At 67.5% G+C, this 18990-nt stretch carries 14 protein-coding genes; 7 read left to right on the forward strand and 7 right to left on the reverse strand.

What is annotated here, in order from left to right:
- Positions 1–12: 12 nt before the first annotated feature.
- From NX773_RS16485 to NX773_RS16510, 6 genes are all read right to left on the reverse strand, one after another.
- Positions 13–2160: a cyanophycin synthetase family protein gene (locus tag NX773_RS16485; RefSeq protein ID WP_258857404.1), complete on the reverse strand. Its 2148-nt coding sequence runs from the start codon at positions 2158–2160 to the stop codon at positions 13–15.
- Entirely contained in the window at positions 2157–3041 is an 885-nt protein-coding gene (locus tag NX773_RS16490; RefSeq protein WP_258857405.1) for a cyanophycinase, read from the reverse strand. Before NX773_RS16490 ends, NX773_RS16485 begins: the two co-directional genes overlap by 4 nt.
- Positions 3038–3955 (reverse strand): isoaspartyl peptidase/L-asparaginase, encoded by a 918-nt coding sequence (locus NX773_RS16495; RefSeq protein WP_258857406.1) that lies wholly within the window; start codon positions 3953–3955, stop codon positions 3038–3040. The genes NX773_RS16490 and NX773_RS16495 overlap by 4 nt, the downstream gene beginning before the upstream one ends.
- 155 nt (positions 3956–4110) lie before the next feature.
- Positions 4111–4560 (reverse strand): DUF2244 domain-containing protein, encoded by a 450-nt coding sequence (locus NX773_RS16500; RefSeq protein ID WP_258857407.1) that lies wholly within the window; start codon positions 4558–4560, stop codon positions 4111–4113.
- Between the two features lie 10 nt (positions 4561–4570).
- Positions 4571–6166 (reverse strand): cytochrome c oxidase subunit I, encoded by a 1596-nt coding sequence (gene ctaD, locus NX773_RS16505; protein WP_258857408.1) that lies wholly within the window; start codon positions 6164–6166, stop codon positions 4571–4573.
- A gap of 164 nt (positions 6167–6330) precedes the next feature.
- The gene (locus tag NX773_RS16510; protein ID WP_258857409.1) at positions 6331–8241 is read right to left on the reverse strand and encodes an Ig-like domain-containing protein; all 1911 of its coding nucleotides are present in this window, start codon (positions 8239–8241) and stop codon (positions 6331–6333) included.
- Between the two features lie 200 nt (positions 8242–8441).
- Between NX773_RS16510 and NX773_RS16515 the strand changes: the two genes are divergently transcribed.
- From NX773_RS16515 to NX773_RS16530, 4 genes are all read left to right on the forward strand, one after another.
- Positions 8442–9692, forward strand: coding sequence for an Hsp70 family protein (locus tag NX773_RS16515; protein WP_258857410.1), 1251 nt, complete (start codon positions 8442–8444; stop codon positions 9690–9692).
- Positions 9693–9695: 3 nt separating this feature from the next.
- A complete protein-coding gene (locus NX773_RS16520; RefSeq protein WP_258857411.1) occupies positions 9696–10367 on the forward strand; it encodes a 3'-5' exonuclease in 672 nt (223 codons plus the stop codon).
- A 173-nt stretch (positions 10368–10540) separates the two neighbouring features.
- Positions 10541–11932 carry a tetratricopeptide repeat protein gene (locus NX773_RS16525; RefSeq protein WP_258857412.1) on the forward strand — a complete coding sequence of 464 codons (1392 nt, stop codon included), beginning with the start codon at positions 10541–10543 and terminating at the stop codon, positions 11930–11932.
- A gap of 223 nt (positions 11933–12155) precedes the next feature.
- A complete protein-coding gene (locus NX773_RS16530; RefSeq protein WP_258857413.1) occupies positions 12156–14294 on the forward strand; it encodes a prolyl oligopeptidase family serine peptidase in 2139 nt (712 codons plus the stop codon).
- 214 nt (positions 14295–14508) lie between these two features.
- On the opposite strand, the gene NX773_RS16535 is transcribed toward NX773_RS16530, so the two are convergent.
- Positions 14509–15084 (reverse strand): helix-turn-helix domain-containing protein, encoded by a 576-nt coding sequence (locus tag NX773_RS16535; RefSeq protein WP_258857414.1) that lies wholly within the window; start codon positions 15082–15084, stop codon positions 14509–14511.
- A gap of 199 nt (positions 15085–15283) precedes the next feature.
- On the opposite strand from NX773_RS16535, the gene NX773_RS16540 reads away from it, so the two are divergent.
- The 3 genes from NX773_RS16540 to NX773_RS16550 all read left to right on the forward strand — a co-directional run bounded on the left by NX773_RS16540 (position 15284) and on the right by NX773_RS16550 (position 18940).
- Positions 15284–16486, forward strand: a complete 1203-nt coding sequence (locus NX773_RS16540) for a glycine C-acetyltransferase (RefSeq protein WP_258857415.1) — start codon at positions 15284–15286, stop codon at positions 16484–16486.
- A 22-nt stretch (positions 16487–16508) separates the two neighbouring features.
- Positions 16509–17471, forward strand: a complete 963-nt coding sequence (locus NX773_RS16545; RefSeq protein ID WP_258857416.1) for an NAD-dependent epimerase/dehydratase family protein — start codon at positions 16509–16511, stop codon at positions 17469–17471.
- 74 nt (positions 17472–17545) lie between these two features.
- Positions 17546–18940, forward strand: a complete 1395-nt coding sequence (locus NX773_RS16550; protein ID WP_258857417.1) for an L-serine ammonia-lyase — start codon at positions 17546–17548, stop codon at positions 18938–18940.
- The last annotated feature ends 50 nt before the right edge of the window (positions 18941–18990 follow it).

Below are 18990 nucleotides of genomic sequence, written 5' to 3' on the forward strand. Positions count from 1 at the left end.
CTGCCCGGACGCTCAGGAATCCATCGCCGCGCCTGTCGAGACGCCGTGCGCATCGGACGCGTTCGAGCACGGCGCGGCGGCCATGCTGTCCCACGTGAAGCTGCGCAGCGCATCCCTGATTTCAAGGTCGCCAAAGCCCGACGCGGCCAGCGCGCAGGTGGCGGCCAGCGCGCTGGCGAGCAGGTGCCGCGCGACGCCGCCGGCGGAAATCCGCATCTGGTGCGCGTCGATCAGCGCCTTGTGCCGCATGCCGTCGGCGATGACCAAGGTGTGGTCCAGCAGGTAGGCGCCGCGTCCACCGCCTTCCAGGTGACGCAGCAGCACCGGGTTTTCGGCGTCGAGCGAGACGTAAAGCACTTCGATGCGTTCCTTCAGGTCCGCAGCCATTGCGACGCAGCGGTCGTCCTCGGCATTGAGCACGACTGCGCGCGAGGCGCCACGCGCCACCACTGCCTGGAGCCGGGCCTCGCCGTCGTCCGCCACGTTCAGCACCACTGCCACGTCGCAGCGGTCGAAGGCCAGGCCATGCTGCAGTACGCCGTCGTGCCCGGTCTCGAGCACCGCGATGTCCACTTCGGGCGAGGCGAGGACGCTGCGCGCGCAGCGGTAGCCGGTGCAGTCGCCTTGCATGGTCCGGTTGCCGCTGATGTAGACGCCATCGGCGGTAGTCATGCCGGTTCGCATCCCAGCCATGCGTGCGGCGTGGCCGATCAACAGCGTGGTCGTGGTTGCGCCCGTGCTGCCGGAGACCCCGATCACCGGAATGCGCCCGTCGTCCTCCCCGAACATCTGCTCGACGATGGCGGCGCCGGCGTTGCGGGGCTTGCCGTGGCTGGGGTACTGGTGCATGCGGATTCCCGGCGCGGCGTTCACCTCGATGATGCCGCCGTGCTGTTCGCGCAGCGGCCGGGCGATGTCCTCGCAGACGATGTCGATGCCGGCCACGTCCAGGCCGATCGTGCGTGCCGCGCGCACGCAAAGCTCGCGCGTCTCGTCCGGCAGCAGATCGGTGACGTCCTCGGCGGTGCCGCCTGTGGAAAGGTTGGCATTGCCGCGCAACTGGACGTCGACGCCGGCAGCAGGCACGCAATCGGCGCTGTACCCTTGCGCGGCCAGGGTATGCACCGCCAGCTCGTCCAGAGCGATCCTGGTGAGGACCTTGGTGTGGCCGTCGCCGCGCGCCGGGTTGCGGTTCTCGCATTCGACCAGCTCGCGCACGGAGTGGCGCCCATCGCCGGTCACGAATGGCGGCCGGCGCCACGAGGCGGCAGCTACCCTGGTTCCGGTCACCAGCACGCGATAGTCGCGGCCCGCCAGGTATTCTTCGACGATGACGCGCGGACCGTAGCCACGCGCGTGTTCCCATGCGCGTTCGACTTGATCGGGCGTGCCGCACGTCGTGGTGACGCCCTTGCCCTGGTTGGCGTCCAGCGGCTTGACGGTGACGATGCCGCCAAGCTGCCGTGCCACGCGCAAGGCGTCCTCGAGGCTGTCGACGGTGGCGCCGGCCGGCACCGGTACGCCGGCCTGTTCCAGCAGGGTCTTGGTGAGCTGCTTGTTACGGGCGATGCCAACCGCGATGGCATTGGTGGCACCGGTGATGGTTGCCTGCAGGCGCTTCTGGCGGCTGCCCCAGCCGAGCTGGAACAGGTTGGCCTGGTCGAGCAGGCGCATGCTCGGAATGCCGCGCCGTTGTGCCGCCGCCAGCACGGCTGCCGTACTGGTGCCGATTGCGTGGCGCGCGGCGGCCGCGCGCAGACGCTCCAGCGCCTCGGCCATCGGATACTGCTCGCCGCGCACCAGCGCATTGAGCAGCTCCACCGTGGTGGCCAGCGCCAGCGCCGCCACCTGCTCGCACTCGTAGCCGCACGCGATGTGGTACTGCCCGCCCTGGCTGGCCACCGTGTGGCTGAACCCGGCCGGGGCGCCTGCCTCGGTTTGCAGGTGCATGGCAACCGGCTCGATGGCTTGGTCGATGCTGGCGCCGCTGGCCAGGCCCTTGGCCGCGCCAGTCGGCAGCGCGGGCAGCAGGGCCAGCAGGCGCTCGTGCAGGTCAGGCAGCATGCCCGGGCCGCCAGCTGCATCGATCTCCGCCAACAGGCAAGGGGTCTCGGCGTACAGGTTCGGTCCGCGCAGGACGCGCTGTTCCTTGATTCTCATGAGATGGGGTTCCGCTTGGTGACGTTCTCCAGAAACTCCAGCAGCGGCGGCGGCAGCGCGCGCTCCGGCGTGTGCGCATCGTCCGGCAGACGATATTTGCTACCTGACGGCAGCAGGTGCAGGCGCACGTCGATCAGTTCGGGCGTCATGTGGTCGTTGATTTCAGCGATGTTGGTGGCCATGTGACGGCCGTCGACGATGGTGACCGCGCCTTCGCCCAGCACCTCGATGCCGACGCCGCGCTCGACCACGAGTGCGGTGTCTTCGTCGATGCCGATGCCTTGCAGGTAAGGGTTGGCGGCCACCACGGACAGCAGCCGGGCCAGCCGCTGGCGCTCGGAGAAATGCTGGTCGATCACCACCTTGTGCAGGAAGCCCAGGCCGGCGCCCAGGCTCACCGCGCCTTTCTCGGGCTGGAGCTCGGCGCGTCCTTGCGCCAGCATGTGGCCCGACATGGCCGAAGCGCCGGCGCTGGTGCCGCCGATGCAGGCTCCGCGCAGTTTGAGCGCGGTGTGCATTTCGGCGTCGAGCGCCGTGCCGCCGATGAGCGCGAGCAGCCGCTTCTGGTCGCCGCCGGTCATGAAGATGCCGTCGGCTTCGGTGATGGCGGCGATGTGCTGTTCGTCGTTGGCGTCCTGCCGGCTCTGCAGGTGCAGGTGCTGGCACTGCCGCACGCCGATGTCGGCGAACGCCTTGTCATAGACCTGCCACATCTCGTCCGCTTTGGCGCTGGCGGCAGTGATGACGACGATGCGCGCATGCGCGCCACCGGACAGTTCGACGAAGCGCGACAGGATCGCCTTGTCGTGCTGGCGGTCCTCGCAGCCGCCGATGATCACCAGGTGGCCATGCGCAGCGGTGTTGTGCGGTTCGGTCTTCATCCTGCAATGATCCGCGCGTGCGGCATGTCCTCGCTCTGGTTGGTGGCGTGGCCGGCCTCCTGCCGGCTCACCGCGATCAGGCCGACCTCGTAGCGCTTGTCGATCAGGTCCACGCCGCGTTGCAGCGCCTGCTGCAGCGGCATGCCGTCGGCGATCCACTGGTACACGGTGCGCGCCAGCAGGTGGCGCATGATCTGCTCGCCGATGCCGGTGGCCGCCACCGCGCCCTCGGGACCGGCGTAGAAGCCCGCGCCAACGACCGGGGTATCGCCCACGCGGCCGAGCAGGCTGGGGGCGGATCCGCCGGTGGAGGCGGCTACTGCAAAGCTGCCGTCAGCGTCACGCACCACCGCGCCCACCGTGTCGCACTTGGCGCGCTTGGGCAGTTGCAGCGGCACGTTGTAATTCCAGAAGTGCACGAACTGGCCGTTGTCCACGCCGGGCATCGCCGGCATCGACCCGGCCAGCTCCTGCAGCATCTTGCGGTGTTCCTCGCGCTGCCTGTCGCCGGCGCCGGGGTGGGCCGACAGGCCGAGGGCGCGGGCGAGCCGGTCGGCGCCTTCGCCGGCCAGCAGGCAGTGCGGCGTTTCGGCGACCGAGCGCGCCAGCAGCACCGGGTTCTTCACGTCGCGCACGCAGGCCACGGCGCCGAGGCGCCCGCGGGTATCCATGACCGAGGCGTCCATCTCGATGGTGGCGCCGTCCAGTCCCAGCGCAGCGCCGGTGCCGGCATTGAAGCGGCCATCGTCCTCCAGCACCACGATGGCCGACACGGCCGCGTCCAGCGCCTCACCGCCCTCGCGCAGGCGCTCGAGCGCGCGCTCGGCGGCGCGTTCGCAGCCGTCCTGGCAGTCCATCGGCTCGCCCACGCCGCCGTGGACGACGATGGCCCAGCCTGCTTGCTTGTTGCTCATTCTCTTGTTTCTCCATTCTGGCGCATGCCCACACCAGCCGGTGCATGCCGAAAACACGATTATGCAAAAGGAGAATGTTCGGCAACATCGGTTGCCCAGCCGTGTGCGTGTAAGAGCATGCTGACAGGAACGAGCTGGCGATGGCGCAGGCGCTCTCAGGCGAGAAACGAGGCGCCGCGCAGTTCGCGCCGCAGTTCGGAAGCGACTTGCTGGCGCGTGGCGTCATCGACGAACGCGCCAATGGCGACCCGGGTGCCGCGCGACTCGATCTCGATCAGCGCGCGGTGGCGGTCGGGCAGGGCGATGCGGGTCCAGTACGGGTCCAGCCGCACTTGCTCGGTGCGCGCGCCCAGCACGCGCTCGATCAGCAGGCAGCGCTCGGACAGCGCAATGTGTTCCCGGTCCAGCGCATGGCGCGCGTAATGCAGCAAGGCCGCGCCGACCGCGGCCATTTCCACCAGCGCAAACGCGAACACGATCCAGATGCCTTGCAGCGCGAACACGAAGGCAATGCCGAAGCTGCCGCCGCACAGCAGCAGGTAGGCGGTGGCGAGCTGGCGTGGCGTCAGCGAGCAGTTGCGCTTGAGCAGCCACTCCCGCTTCATGGCGCGCTTGCTACTTGACCGCCGGCGGCGTCTCGAAGGTATGGAACGGCGCCGGGCTGGGCACCGTCCATTCCAGACCCTCCGCCCCCTCCCACGGCTTGGCCGGGGCCGGCGCGCCGCCGCGGATGTTCGGAATCACGACGAAGAACAGCCAGTACACCTGGGTCAGGCCGAACAGCCAGGCCGCCACCGAGGTCAGCATGTTGAAGTCGGTGAACTGGGCCGCGTAATCGGCATAGCGGCGCGGCATGCCGGCCAGGCCCAGGAAGTGCATGGGAAAAAAGGTGACGTTCACCCAGATCAGCGAGTTCCAGAAATGGAACTTGCCGCGCCATTCGTTGTACATGTGACCGGTCCATTTGGGCACCCAGTAGTAATAACCGGCAAACAACGCAAACAGCGAACCCGCCACCAGCACGTAGTGGAAGTGGGCCACGACGTAGTAGGTGTCCTGCAGCTGGACGTCGATGGGCGCCACCGCCAGGATGAGCCCGGAAAAGCCGCCGATCGTGAACACCCAGAGGAAGCCGACCGCGAACAGCATCGGTGTTTCAAAGCTTAGCGCACCTTTCCACATGGTGGCCACCCAATTGAACACCTTCACGCCGGTGGGAATGGCCACCAGCATGGTGGTGTACATGAAGAACAGCTGGGCCGTGACGGGCATGCCGGTGACGAACATGTGATGCGCCCAGACGATGAACGAGACGATCGCGATGGCTGCCGTGGCGTACACCATCGACGCGTAGCCGAACAGGGGCTTGCGCGAGAACGCGGGGATGATCTGCGAGATGATCCCGAAGCCGGGCAGGATCATGATGTAGACCTCGGGGTGGCCGAAGAACCAGAAGATGTGCTGGAACATCACCGGGTCGCCGCCGCCGGCCGCATTGAAGAAGGTGGTGCCGAAGTGGCGGTCGGTCAGCACCATGGTCACCGCCGTGGCCAGCACCGGCATCACCGCGATCAGCAGGTAGGCCGTGATCAGCCAGGTCCAGCAGAACATCGGCATTTTCATCAGCGCCATGCCCGGCGCGCGCATGTTGAGGATGGTGGTGATGATGTTGATTGCGCCCATGATCGACGAGGCGCCCATCATGTGCACGGCAAAGATCGTCATGTCCATGCCCGGCCCCATCTGGATCGACAGCGGCGGGTACATGGTCCAGCCGCCCGCGGGCGCGCCGCCCGGCACGAAGAACGAGGCGACCAGCAGCAGCGCGGCCGGCGGCAGCAGCCAGAACGAGAAATTGTTCATGCGCGCGAACGCCATGTCCGACGCGCCTACCTGCAGCGGCACCATCCAGTTGGCAAAGCCGACGAAGGCCGGCATGATCGCGCCAAAGATCATGATGAGGCCGTGCAGGCTGACGAACTCGTTGTACAGCTCGGGATTGAAGAACTGCAGCCCGGGCTGGAACAGCTCGAGGCGGATCAGCATCGCCAGCACGCCGCCGACCATCAGCATCGTGACCGAAAAAAACAGGTACAGCGTGCCGATGTCCTTGTGGTTGGTGGCAAACAGCCAGCGGCGCCAGCCGTGCGGGTGGGCCGCTTCCCCTTCGCCGTGGACGTAATCGGGGGATCTGGTGGTGGTGCCGCTCATCGCGCTCTCCCGCAACTGGGATCGGAACTAGCGATGACTATAGCCGTGGCGCCGAAGGCACGATTGGGGCGGCCTTGGCTGTTTGACGCAGATCAAGTCAGGGGCGGGGCACCGGAACTTCGTGGATGGCGGGCGCAGCGGCATTGCCGCGCCCGCCGTGTGGATCAGTCGGACGAGGCGCAGCTCGGGTTGCTGCCGTACGGGCTCACGTAGCCCGGCGGCGGCACGTTCTTGTCCAGGTAATCCTCGGCGATGCCGGGCAGCGTCAGCGTGGTGCGCGCGTGGCCTTCGGTTCCGGTCACGGTGCCCGAGACCGCCAGCTCGGCATCGACCCAGACTGCGCGGTCGGCCGGGTAGCGCAGCAGTACCGTTGCCATGCCCATCTCGTCGGTCTTGCCGCTCACCGACACCGTCAGCGGCACGCCCGGGTCGAGCACCCCGTTGCCGTTGCGGTCGAGCGCCGCTTCGTAGATGCCGCGCCGCGCCAGGTCCTCGTTCGCGCAGGTTGCGCTGACGCCCACCGTCCAGCTGTCGCCGACCTTCAGCGGCGCCGACATGAAGCCCTTGCGGTAGGTGGTGGCCCAGGCCGACGCGCTGACCGTGACGTCCTTGACCGGATTGCCGGCGTTGTCAGCCACGAACACGGCGAATTCCTTTTGCAGCACGGCCGGCGAGATCCTGGCGGTCTTGTTCCCAGTGCCGACCTGGATCGACAGCGCCTTTTTGTTGACGGTCAGGCTGGCCGCGCCCGTGACCGTCGGCAGGTCGGCGAGCCGGGCCTGGATGACCGTGCTGCCGGCGCCGCCCGCGTTCGGCCCGGCAACGAAGACCACGCGCGCGACGCCGTCGCTGCCGGTCACCGCCGACAGCGGCGAGAGCAGGGCGCCGCCGCTGGGATCGGCCACGATCGAGAACTGCACGGTGACGCCCTTGACGGCGTTGTTGGCGGCCGTGCCGTCGCGCACCATCGCGACCAGTATGCTTTGCTCGCCGCTGCCCACCAGGGCCTGGTCGGCTTGCAGGTCCACGCGCGCGCCGGCCTGCAGGCTGGCGACGAATTCCACGCGGGTGCTGGCCCGCGTGCCGGAAGGCAGCGCGGCGTCGATGGTGGCCACACCGGCCGAGTCCGAACGCAGCCAGGCGCGCGTTGCGCCACCGGAATAGGAGAGCGCGCCGCCGAGCGGCTTGCTGCAGGCTGCGTCAAGGTAGAGCGTGCCGCGCGAGCTCGCCAGGTTCACCGTGCCGCTGGCCAGCGTGGTGCTGGTCGCGTCGACCGGGGTGCAGCTGCCCACCGCGATCTCCTTGAGTACCTCGGCGCCATTGGCGTCCGTGGCCACAGCCGGCGCCAGCGTGAGCTCGCCGCCGGTGACGGTGACGCTGCGTATCACGCTCGCGCCCGCCGCGCTGACGGTGAACTGTTCGCTGCCCCGCACCGATCCGTTCAGCTGCACCGGCACCTGGCCGCGGCTGTCGGTCAGGCTGGCCATGGCCGCGATCTGGTTGCCGTTTTTCGCGCTCACGCTGACCGGCACCCCGGCAAGCGGACGGTCGGCCGCGTCGAACACCGTGGCCGTGACGGTGGCGCTGCTGCCGGCGGCCAGGGTGGCCGGGGCGTTGAAGCTCAGGTGGGTGCCGCTGACGTTGACGACCGCGCTGCCGGCCTGGCTGCCGGCCTTGGCGCGCACCGCGATCTGGCGGTTGGCGGGCGAGCCGCCGGTGCCCAGGTTGGCAACGACCTTGCCGCTGGCGTCGCTCACCGCGTTGGCCACCGACAGGAAGCCGGAGTCGACCGAAAACTCGACCGGCACCCCCGCCACGCCGACATTGGCCGTGTTCCTGAGCAGGGCGGTCACCGTCACCTCGGTGCCGGGCAGCCCGCTGGAGGGCAGGTTGGCGCTGCTGGTGACCACGCTGACCGACGCCACGCTGGCGGCCGGATCGGCCGGCGGCGGGTTCGAGCCGGTCGGTGGCGGCAGGCTGCCGCCGCAGCCCGCCGCGCTGCCGAGCGAACAGCCGGCGCTGCCGGTGCTGCCGCCGCCACCGCAGCCGGCTGCCAGGATTGCAACGAGAAGCATGCATGCACTGGTGCGTTTCGTGTTCAAGGTAACCCCCCTAAAAGAAACCGGCTCCAAGTTCCTCAGCGTATCTTTTTGACGGAGGCAATTCTTGATAATCAGCAATAAGCAACGGCATCCATGCACGACGCGTGGACGCAACGGCTGGGCACGGAAGCGGCGGAATCTGGTAACATTGCCGCCCTTTTTGAAAGTCAGACATGGCCAAGGCTTGCGGCGTCGATTTCGGCACCTCCAACTCCACTGTCGGCTGGGCGCGGCCCGGCCTGCCGTCGCTGCTCGCGCTCGAGGACGGCAAGCCGACCCTGCCATCAGCCGTGTTCTTCAACGCCGACGACAATGAGGTGCGCTACGGCCGTGCCGCGCTGGCGGACTACCTGGAGGGCTACGAAGGGCGCCTGATGCGCTCGCTCAAGAGCCTGCTCGGCACCAGCCTGATCGACGGCCAGACCGAGGTCGCCGGGCGCGCGCTGCCGTTCCGCGTGCTGCTGTCCCAGTTCATCGGCGAACTCAAGCGGCGTGCCGAGCGCGAGGCGGGGCAGCCGTTCCGCCACGCCGTGTTCGGGCGCCCGGTGTTTTTTGTCGATGGCGACCCCGACGCCGACCGGCTGGCGCAGGACACGCTGGCCCAGGTCGCGCAAGCGGTCGGTTTCGAGGAGGTGGGCTTCCAGTACGAGCCGATCGCGGCCGCGTTCGACTATGAATCGCAGATCGCCGGCGAGGAACTGGTGCTGGTGGCCGACATCGGCGGCGGCACCTCGGACTTTTCGCTGGTGCGGCTGTCGCCCGAGCGCGCCCGCCTTGCAGAGCGCCGCGATGACATCCTCGGCAGCGGCGGCGTGCACATCGGCGGCACCGATTTCGACAAGTACCTGAGCCTGGCCGCGGTGATGCCGCTGCTGGGGCACGGCAGCATGCTGGTGTCCGGCGCGCAGGTGCCGTCCAGCTACTACTTCAACCTGGCCACCTGGCACACGATCAACCTGGCCTATACGCGCAAGAGCGCCGCGCAGCTGGCCGAGCTGGTGCGTGACGCCTGCGAGCCGGACAAGCTGGCGCGCTTGCACCGGCTGGTCGAAGACCGCGCCGGTCACTGGCTGGCCATGCGCGTGGAAGAAGCAAAGATCGCCCTGTCGTCCACGCCCGCGATCGCGCTCGAGCTGGACCGGCTGGACCCGCCCGCGCTGCTCGACCTGACGCGCGACGGTTTTGCCGACGCCATCGCGCAGGCCGTCGATGCGGTTGCGGCCACGGTGTCGGCGCTGCTGGCCGATGCCGGCATCGACGCCGACCGGGTCGATACCGTGTTCTTCACCGGCGGCTCGAGCGGCGTGGCGGCGCTGCGCGAGCGGATCGGGGCACTGCTGCCGCAGGCGCGCAAGGTCGAGGGCGACTTGTTCGGCAGCATCGGCGCGGGCCTTGCGCTCGACGCCGCACGGCGCTTCGGGTGAGCCATGAGCGTGTTTGACAAACCGATCGTGATGCTCGACTTCGAGACCACCGGCCTGTCGCCGGCGATGGGCGACCGCATCACCGAAGTGGCGGCCCTGCGCATCGTCGGCGCTCGCGTGACCGAGCGTTACGTTTCGCTGGTCAACTGCGGTGCCCGCATCCCGGCGTTCATCACCGCGCTGACCGGCATTTCGCAGGACATGGTGGACGCTGCGCCGCCGGCCAGCCGGGTGGTGCCGGAGCTGATCGATTTCATCGGCACCGACACGCTGGCCGCGCACAACGCCAGCTTCGACGAAAAATTCCTGAAGGCCGAAGGCGAACGCCTGGGCCGCCAGTGCGCGCACGCCGACCTGGTGTGCTCGCTCAAGCTGTCGCGCCGGGTGTTCCCGGGGCTGCCGAGCTACAAGCTGGGGCAGCTGTCGGGGCGGCTGGGCATCGGGTTTCGCAGCGCCGCCCACCGGGCCGAGGCCGACGCCGAAGTCGCGGCCGAGGTGCTGCTGCACATTGGCCGCCACCTCGGGCGCGAATATGGGCTGGGACAGGTCGAGCCCTCGCTGCTGGCCTCGCTCAACAAGGTGGCCGCGGCCAAAGTGCCGGCCTGGATGGGAAAATACATCGCCAGCCGCAGTGCCGGCGTGAGCGACGCGCCCGCTCGCGACGTTGCCATTTAGCAACTCCTCCCCGCGCCCGACGCGTTTTTTATGCGTCACGGGTCAGCACGATTGTGCGCAGTCAAACTCCCGGTCCCTTCGCACACTTAAAATTTTAGCAATACTTATGAGGCCGCTTGGCCTGGTCGGTCCGATTTTTCTGCGTTTGCAACGGCCCTGGGCCGGAGGAACAGATGAACCGCCAGAATCTCTCTCGCGAGGACTATCAGCAGACCTACGTATGGTTCCGCCAGGCGGCCGAGCGGGGCGATCCGTACGCGCAATTCAACCTGGGCCTGCTGTATAGAAAAGGCGAGGGTGTGGAGCGCGACGAGGCCGTGGCGTTCAAATGGATGCGCCAGGCCGCCCGCCAGGGGCTCGCGTTCGCCCAGAACCACCTTGGCGCCATGTACTACAACGGCCGTGGCGTGGACCAGAACGATGCCGAGGCCGCCTACTGGTTCCGCCGCGCCGCCGAGCAAGGGGACGCCTCGGCCCAGCAGAACCTGGGCCAAATGTACAAGAAAGGGCGCGGGGTCCAGCCCAACCCCGACATGGCGCTGGCCTGGTTCTACCGTGCGGCCGAGCAGGGCATCGCCAGCGCCCAGAACCTGCTGGCCGAATGCTACCTGCATGGGCAGGGGGCGGCCACCAACTACCCGCTGGCCATGGCCTGGTTCCGCAAGGCCGCCGTGCAGGGCAACGCGCCGGCGCAGCTCAACCTGGGTCTCATGTACAAGCGTGGCCTGGGGGTGGAGCCCAACGACGTGCAGGCGTTGTGCTGGTTCCGCCAGGCGGCCGCACAGGGCGACCCGGTGGCGCAGCGCCAGCTGGGCATGGCGTACGCCGAGGGGCAGGGCGTCAAGCCCGATCCGCTGCGCGCAATGGCCTGGCTGCAACGCGCAGGCGAGCAGGGCGACAAGGAAGCCCAGTTCGCGCTGGGCCTGATGCTGGCCAACGGGCAGGGCGTGGAGCACGACGAGGTGCGCGCCATGACGTGGTATCAGCGCGCGGCCGAACAGGGCCACGTGCTGGCGCAGTACAACCTTGGCAACATGTACGCCAACGGCCGCGGGGTGGAGCGCGATGCGCAGCGCGCGCTGGAGTGGTACCTGCGCGCTGCCGAACAGGGCGCGGCCAACGCCCAGTTCAACCTTGGCGTCATCTACGCCAACGGGCAGGGCGTCCCCAGCGACGAAGCGCGCGCTGCCTACTGGTACCAGATGGCTGCCGACCAGGGCGATGCCAGCGCCCAGAACAACCTGGGCGTCATGTACGCCAACGGGCAGGGCGTTCCGCACGACGACGTGATGGCCGTGTACTGGTACCAGAAGGCCGCCGAACAGGGGCATGCGCTGGCCCAGTACAACCTTGGCGGCATGTACGGCAGCGGCCGCGGGGTAGAGCGGGACAAGGTGCGTTCGTACATGTGGATGCTGCTGGCCGCCGACGCCGGAGACGAGACGGCCAGCGCCAACAAGAGCATCGTCGCGCGCCGGCTGTCGCCGGCCGAGATCGGCTGGGCGCTGGACATGTCGCGGCAGTGGCAGCTCACGCATCGCAGGCTGGACGGGGAAGCGAGTTAAGCCGACCGTGGCGCATGCGTAGGGTGGGCAGGTTTCCTGCCCACGCGTCCAACTGGCGTCGGCTTCTCGATGATTCCTCCCGCCACTGAGCGCGTGGGCAGGAGAACCTGCCCGCCCTGCATGAAACACCGCGCCCCCCCGGCCGTGATGCTCGCCCGCTCCAATTCGCGCTATCATGCCCTCCGGCATCGCCCCCGTTCAACGCCTCAAGAAAGAGAACAACATGCACCTGAGACACGCACCCGTCGTCGCCGGCCTGATCGCGGCCGTCGGCGCCGGCGCCACCACTGCGCAAACCTGCCCGCAGTACGGCGCACCGCTGACCTACCCGGTCACGAAGAAAGTTGACCAGACCGACAACTACCACGGCACCACCGTCGCCGATCCCTATCGCTGGCTGGAAGACGCCAACAGCGCCGAAACCCACGCCTGGGTCGAGGCCGAGAACCAGGTCACCCAAGCCTATCTGGCGCAGATCCCGCAGCGCGACGCGATCCGCCGCCGCCTGACCGAGCTGTGGAACTTCGAGCGCTACTCGGTGCCGCAGCGCGAGGGCGGCCGCTATTTCTACAGCCGCAACGACGGCCTGCAGAACCAGTCGGTGCTGTACACCATGAAGTCGCTCACCGACACCCCGCGCATGCTGCTCGACCCGAACACGCTGGCGGCCGACGGCACCGTGGCCCTGTCCGGCGCCGAGGTGAGCCCGGACGGCAAGCTGCTCGCCTACGGCACCGCTGCCTCGGGCTCGGACTGGAACGAGTGGAAGGTGCGCGACATCGCCACCGGCAAGGACCTGGCGGACCACATCAAGTGGGTCAAGTTCTCGAACACCGCGTGGACGCACGACGGCAAGGGCTTCTTCTACAGCCGCTATGACGAGCCGAAGGAAGCGACCAAGCTGGCCGACGTGAACTACTTCCAGAAGCTGTACTACCACCGCATCGGCACCACGCAGGATGCCGACCAGCTGGTGTACGACCGTCCTGACCAGAAGGAATGGGGTTTCGGAGCGCACACCACCGACGACGGCCGCTACCTCCTGATTACGGCGACCAAGGGCACCGCCCACAAGTACCGCATCTTCTACAAGGACCTGAGCCGCGCGGGCGCCAAAGTCGAGCCGCTGATCGACAACTTCGACGCCGCCTACGAATTCATCGACAACGTCGGCCCGGTGTTCTACTTCGTCACCGACCGCAACGCGCCGCGCCAGCGCATCGTCGCCATCGACACGCGCAAGCCGCAGGAAGCGCACTGGCAGCAAGTCCTGCCGGAGAGCGAAGACACGCTGGCGTCGGCCCACATGATCAACAACCAGCTCGTGGTCGAATACCTGAAGGACGCACGCAGCGTGGTCAAAGTGGTGGACCTGAAGGGCAAGCTGGTGCGCGAAATTGCACTGCCGGGCATCGGCTCGGCGGCGGGTTTCACCGGCAAGCGCGGCGACAGCGAGACCTTTTACTCGTTCACCGGCTTCACCACCCCGACCACCATCTACCGCCTCGACATGAAGAGCGGGAAGAGCAGCGTGTTCCGCCAGCCGAAGGTGCAGTTCAACCCGGACGACTACGAGACCCGCCAGGTGTTCTACACCAGCCGCGACGGCACCCGGGTGCCGATGTTCATCGTCTCGAAGAAGGGGCTCAAGCAGGACGGCAACAACCCGACCTACCTGTACGGCTACGGTGGCTTCAACATCTCGCTCACGCCCAGCTTCTCGCCGGCCAACCTGGCCTGGATGGAAATGGGCGGCGTGTACGCGGTGCCCAACCTGCGCGGCGGCGGCGAATACGGCGAAGCCTGGCACGAGGCGGGCACCAAGCTGAAAAAGCAGAACGTGTTCGACGATTTCATCGGCGCGGCCCAGTGGCTGGTCGACCACAAGGTCACCTCTCCAGCCAAGCTTGCGATCGGCGGCGGCAGCAACGGTGGCCTGCTGGTGGGCGCGGCGATGACCCAGCGCCCGGACCTGTTCCGCGCGGCGATCCCGATGGTGGGCGTGATGGACATGCTGCGCTTCCACAAGTTCACGATCGGCTGGGCCTGGACCTCGGACTACGGCTCGTCGGAGAACCCGGAAGAATTCAAGGCGCTGGTCAAGTACTCGCCGCTGCACAACCTCAAGCCGGGGACCTGCTACCCGGCGACGATGGTGACGACAGCGGACCATGACGACCGCGTGGTGCCGGCGCACAGCTTCAAGTTTGCCGCCACCCTGCAGGCCTCGCAGGCGGGCAGCGCGCCGGTCATCATCCGTATCGACACCAAGGCCGGTCACGGCGCCGGCAAGCCGACCACCAAGCAGATCGAAGAAGTGGCCGACCGCTGGGGCTTCCTGGCCAAGAATCTGGGTATGTAAGCCGTAGGGTGGGCAGCTCGCTGCCCACGCGTTCAAGCGCAGGAAGTGCCGACGCGGTGTTCTCGGGACTAGTTGAACGCGTGGGCGAGAAACCCGCCCACCCTACCGATTCTCGCCACGTATTGCGTCAATAAGGGTAGGGTGGGCTCTCGAGCCCACGCGGGCCCGCGCGCCGCCTGGTGTGACGCGTGGGCACAAGTGCCGCCTACGGAGGTCAGCGGTGCACCACCACCAGCAGCGCCTTCGCCTCGGTCTTGCCCGCATTGCGCACCGCATGACTCTGGTCCGCCGGATAGCGCGCGGTGCCGCCCGACTTCACCTTGCGCGTGCTCGACCCGACCTCGACTTCCAGCGTCCCATGCAGCACCGTCAGGTGCTCGCTGGTGCCCGGGTCGTGGGCTTGCGAAGCCAGTTCGCCGCCCGGCGCCAGCGTCAGCTCATACCACTCGTACTTACCCGCCAGTTCCATCGGCCCCAGGATGCGCAGCGCATAGCCTGCGTGATTGCCTGGCAGGGTAGGAGTCTCGTGCGCCTCCACCACGCGGATCGTTTCCACGTCGCGCGGCTCGGACGACAGCAGTTCGCCGATCGCCACCCCGAGCGCATTGGCCAGGCGCCAGGTGATCGCGATGGTCGGGTTGGCCTTTTCGCGCTCGATTTGCGACAGCATCGACTTGGACACGCCGGCGATGCGCGACAGGTCTTCCAGCGTCAGTCCGCGCGCCAGGCGCAGGCGCTGCAGGGTGGCCCCGACTTCTGGTGGCGCGTTGGTGGTAACAGTTGTTTTCATTGGCTACAACGAAAGGTGATATCTGATAGCCTGAGGAACTTGCCAAGTTCAACAGGCGGGCGTAAGATTCATTATATTGAATTCGCGTTCGACATAACGGAACGCGAACAGCAAGCCGAACTGCTGCAGGACTCGGCAAAACGGTACAGCATAGTACAACTGCCGGTCAAGCCGGCTTCCACGGACAAGGGAGATAGAGATGAGCGATCAAGCGTTCTACCAGCAGCTGCAGCAGAACCTGGCCAGCCTGCGCGAGCAGGGCCTGTTCAAGCCGGAACGCGTGCTCGCCTCGCGCCAGGGCGCGCAGGTGGTGTCGGAGGACGGCCGCACGCTCATCAACATGTGCGCCAATAACTACCTGGGCCTGTCGGGCGACCCCGAGACCGCGAAAGCCGCCGCCGCCGCGCTGGACAAATACGGCTACGGACTGTCGTCGGTGCGTTTCATCTGCGGCACCCAGACGGTGCACAAGGAGCTGGAGCGCGCGCTGTCGAACTTCCTCGGCACCGAAGACACCATCCTGTACGCGGCCGCGTTCGACGCCAACGGCGGCGTGTTCGAGCCGCTGTTCGACGAGAACGACGCCATCATCTCCGACGCGCTGAACCACGCCTCGCTCATTGACGGCATCCGCCTGTGCAAGGCCGCGCGCTACCGCTACGCCAACAACGACATGGCCGACCTGGAAAAGCAGCTGCAGGCCGCAACCGAGGCGGGCAAGCGCCACAAGGTGATCGTCACCGACGGCGTGTTCTCGATGGACGGCACCATCGCCCAGCTGGACAAGATCGTTGAGCTGGCCGAGAAATACGGTGCGCTGACCCTGGTGGACGACTCGCACGCGTCGGGCTTCATGGGCAAGACCGGCCGCGGCACGCACGAGCACTGCGGGGTGGTGGGCCGCATCGACATCATCACCGGCACGCTCGGCAAGGCGCTGGGCGGCGCCATGGGCGGCTTCACCTCGGGCCGCAAGGAAGTGATCGAGACGCTGCGCCAGAAGTCGCGCCCCTACCTGTTCTCCAACACGCTGGCCCCGATGATCGCCGGCGCTTCGCTCTCCGTGCTGGAGCGTATCAGCAAATCCACCGAGCTGCGCGACCGCCTGCACGAGAACACCGCCTACTTCCGCAAGGAGATCGAGCGTATCGGCTTCACCATCAGGCCGGGCACGCACCCGGTGGTGCCGGTCATGCTGTTCGATGCCCCGGTGGCGCAGAAATTCGCCGCGCGCATGTTCGAACTGGGCGTGCTGCTGTCCGGCTTCTTCTACCCGGTCGTGCCGATGGGCCAGGCGCGCGTGCGCGTGCAGCTCTCGGCCGCGCACACCCGCGAACAGCTCGACACCGTGCTCAAGGCCTTCGAGCAGGCCGGCCGCGAGCTGGGCATCATCAAACAATAAAACGATTTACACGAAAAAGCACATGGAACGCATCCTCATCATCGGCGCCAACGGACAGATCGGCAGCGAGCTCGTGACCGCGCTGGCGGACAAGCATGGCCTTGACAACGTGATCGCCGCCGACATCAGCCCTGAGAACCGCTTCGGCGCCCGCCGCTACATGCAGCTGGACGTGCTGGACAAGGCGCGCCTGAGCGCCCTCGTCGCCGCCGAAGGCATCACCCAGGTGTACCAGCTGGCGGCGCTGCTGTCGGCCACCGGCGAAAAGGCGCCGCTCAAGGCCTGGACGCTCAACATGGACGGCCTGCTCAATATCCTCGAGATCGCGCGCGAGCGTGGCGAGGCCGGCAAGCCGCTGAAGGTGTTCTGGCCGTCCTCGATCGCCGCCTTCGGCCCCAACACCCCAAACGAAGGCACTCCGCAGTACACGATCATGGACCCGACCACGATCTATGGCATCAGCAAGCTGGCCGGCGAGCGCCTGTGCGAGTACTATCACACCAAATACGGCGTGGACGTGCGCAGCATACGCTACCCCGGCATCATCAGCTTCAAGTCGCCCCCGGGCGGCGGCACCACCGACTACGCCATCGCGATCTTCCATGCGGCGCTGCGCGGCCAGACTTACGAGTGCTTCCTTGGCCCCGAGACCACACTGCCGATGATCTACATGCCGGACGCGATCCGCGCCACGGTGGAACTGATGGAAGCGCCGGCCGACAAGGTGAAGATCCGCTCGTCGTACAACGTGGCCGGGGTGTCGTTCAACCCGCGCGAGCTGGCCGCGGCGATCGCGCGCGCGCTCCCCGAATTCAAGATCGCGTACAAGCCCGACAGCCGCCAGGCGATTGCCGATACCTGGCCGCGCAGCCTGGACGACAGCCGCGCGAGCGCCGACTGGGGCTGGAAGGCCCGCATCGGTGTCGAGGAGATGGTCGCCGACATGCTCAAGAATATCGACGTCAGCGTCAGCGAAGCAGCATAAAACAGCAAAGCCGCACAGACGGCGAGGGCCTGCACAGCGACGGGCCAACCATAAACACATCATGGAGACAGCTCATGGACATGAGCGTATTTGACCTGTTCAAGATCGGGATCGGGCCATCGAGCTCGCACACCGTGGGGCCGATGGTCGCCGCGCGCCGCTTCCTTGTCGATGCCGGGCCGCTCGACACCGTGGTCGCGGTGGAGGCGCACCTGTATGGCTCGCTCGCGCTCACCGGCGTTGGCCACGCGACCGACAAGGCCGTGATCCTTGGACTGATGGGCGAAACCCCGCAGCACGTCGATCCCGATACGGTCGAGGACAAGCTCGCCGAGGCGGAGCTGGACGGCCGGCTCAAGCTGCTGGGCGAGAAGGACGTGCCGTTCACGGCGCGCGCCAATCTCATCTGGCACAAGACCGAGACCCTGCCCGAGCACCCCAACGGGATGCGCTTCGTGCTGCGGTACGCCGACGGCCATACGGCGGAAAAGATCTACTATTCGGTCGGCGGCGGCTTCATCACCGCGGCTGGCGAAACCCAGGCGGCGCCACAGCAGGCCGCGCGCTCTCAGGTGCCGTACCCGTTCGACACCATGACCCAGCTGCTCGCGCATGGCAAGCAGCATGGCCTGTCGATCCCGCGCATGCTGCGCGAGAACGAGTGCGCGCGCATGGGCGAACAAGACCTGGACGCGGGCCTGGACCGCATCTGGCAGGTGATGCGCGACTGTATCGCGCACGGGCTGGTCACGCACGGCCAACTGCCGGGTGGCCTGAACGTGCGGCGCCGCGCCGCCAAGTTGTGGAAGCAGGAGCAGGACGCCGCCGCATCGGGTGTGCACCGCAACGAGCTGCCGCATGACGCGCTGAACCACGTGAGCCTGTTCGCGATGGCCGTCAACGAGGAAAACGCGGCCGGCGGCCGTGTCGTCACCGCCCCGACCAACGGCGCCGCCGGGATCATTCCGGCCGTTCTGCGCTACTACGCGCAGGACTGCCGCCCGAGCGACCCGAATTGCGGCATCCGCGACTTCCTGCTCACATCGGCCGCCATCGGCATGCTCTGCAAGCGCAACGCCTCGATCTCCGGCGCCGAGATCGGCTGCCAGGGCGAGGTCGGCGTGGCCTGCGCCATGGCCGCCGCCGGGCTGGTCGCCGCACTCGGTGGGACGAATGAGCAGATCGAAAATGCCGCTGAAATCGGCATCGAGCACCACCTTGGCATGACCTGCGACCCGATCGGCGGGCTGGTGCAGATCCCCTGCATCGAGCGTAACGGCATGGGGGCCATCAAGGCGATCACCGCGGCGTCCCTCGCGCTCAAGGGCGACGGCACCCACTTCGTGAGCCTGGACGACGTCATTGAAACCATGCGCCAGACCGGTTTCGACATGCAGGCCAAGTACAAGGAAACCTCGCTGGGCGGCCTGGCGATCCATGTGGTTACGGTCAACCACGCAGCCTGCTGATAGCGCCGCGTACGCATGTTGCCCCCGCCCCGGCGGGGGCGCAACTGCCC

The sequence above is a fragment of the Massilia solisilvae genome, from assembly GCF_024753215.1.
GTDB lineage: Bacteria > Pseudomonadota > Gammaproteobacteria > Burkholderiales > Burkholderiaceae_D > Telluria > Telluria solisilvae.

What these genes read in the sequence shown, in the direction of transcription:
- NX773_RS16485 (WP_258857404.1), bottom strand. Translation starts at nt 2,160, where the DNA reads ATGAGAATCAAGGAACAGCGCGTCCTGCGCGGACCGAACCTGTACGCC.
- NX773_RS16490 (WP_258857405.1), bottom strand. Translation starts at nt 3,041, where the DNA reads ATGAAGACCGAACCGCACAACACCGCTGCGCATGGCCACCTGGTGATC.
- NX773_RS16495 (WP_258857406.1), bottom strand. Translation starts at nt 3,955, where the DNA reads ATGAGCAACAAGCAAGCAGGCTGGGCCATCGTCGTCCACGGCGGCGTG.
- NX773_RS16500 (WP_258857407.1), bottom strand. Translation starts at nt 4,560, where the DNA reads ATGAAGCGGGAGTGGCTGCTCAAGCGCAACTGCTCGCTGACGCCACGC.
- ctaD (WP_258857408.1), bottom strand. Translation starts at nt 6,166, where the DNA reads ATGAGCGGCACCACCACCAGATCCCCCGATTACGTCCACGGCGAAGGG.
- NX773_RS16510 (WP_258857409.1), bottom strand. Translation starts at nt 8,241, where the DNA reads ATGCTTCTCGTTGCAATCCTGGCAGCCGGCTGCGGTGGCGGCGGCAGC.
- NX773_RS16515 (WP_258857410.1), top strand. Translation starts at nt 8,442, where the DNA reads ATGGCCAAGGCTTGCGGCGTCGATTTCGGCACCTCCAACTCCACTGTC.
- NX773_RS16520 (WP_258857411.1), top strand. Translation starts at nt 9,696, where the DNA reads ATGAGCGTGTTTGACAAACCGATCGTGATGCTCGACTTCGAGACCACC.
- NX773_RS16525 (WP_258857412.1), top strand. Translation starts at nt 10,541, where the DNA reads ATGAACCGCCAGAATCTCTCTCGCGAGGACTATCAGCAGACCTACGTA.
- NX773_RS16530 (WP_258857413.1), top strand. Translation starts at nt 12,156, where the DNA reads ATGCACCTGAGACACGCACCCGTCGTCGCCGGCCTGATCGCGGCCGTC.
- NX773_RS16535 (WP_258857414.1), bottom strand. Translation starts at nt 15,084, where the DNA reads ATGAAAACAACTGTTACCACCAACGCGCCACCAGAAGTCGGGGCCACC.
- NX773_RS16540 (WP_258857415.1), top strand. Translation starts at nt 15,284, where the DNA reads ATGAGCGATCAAGCGTTCTACCAGCAGCTGCAGCAGAACCTGGCCAGC.
- NX773_RS16545 (WP_258857416.1), top strand. Translation starts at nt 16,509, where the DNA reads ATGGAACGCATCCTCATCATCGGCGCCAACGGACAGATCGGCAGCGAG.
- NX773_RS16550 (WP_258857417.1), top strand. Translation starts at nt 17,546, where the DNA reads ATGGACATGAGCGTATTTGACCTGTTCAAGATCGGGATCGGGCCATCG.